General features: G+C 52.4%; 1 protein-coding gene. It reads left to right on the plus strand.

What is annotated here, in order from left to right; genetic code table 11:
* Positions 1-454, plus strand: a 454-nt coding sequence (locus tag AAEY83_RS12880; protein ID WP_351059302.1) for an MFS transporter, incomplete at both ends; no start/stop codon positions are given.

The following is a 454-nucleotide window of genomic DNA, read 5'->3' on the forward strand; positions in this document are numbered from 1 at the left end:
GTCTATGTTGCCGCTGTTTTATCAAGAGACCTTTAATCTATCGATTGTCATGGCAGGGGTGCTCGCCTCAAGTTACGCCTTTATGAATCTGATGTCGCGTCCGGGCGGTGGCTGGCTAAGTGATAAGTTTGGGCGCAAGATTACCCTACTGATTTTGACCGCAGGACTAGCAGTCGGCTATGTACTGATGGGTATTGTCGACTCGACGTGGCCGATTGCACTGGCGCTACTCATCACCATGTTTTGCTCGTTCTTTGTACAAGCCGGCGAGGGCGCAGTCTTTGCGGTCATTCCGCTGATCAAGCGCAGTATGACCGGACAATTCGCGGGCATGACAGGGGCATATGGCAATGTCGGCTCAGTGGTTTATCTGACCGTACTCAGCCTCGTCTCCTACCAAGCGTTCTTCTTTGTCATTGCGGCAACCGCCGTGGTTGGATTCATAGCGCTATTC

Origin of the sequence: Psychrobacter sp. TB20-MNA-CIBAN-0197, from assembly GCF_040309765.1 — a bacterium.
In the GTDB taxonomy this organism is placed as follows: domain Bacteria; phylum Pseudomonadota; class Gammaproteobacteria; order Pseudomonadales; family Moraxellaceae; genus Psychrobacter; species Psychrobacter submarinus.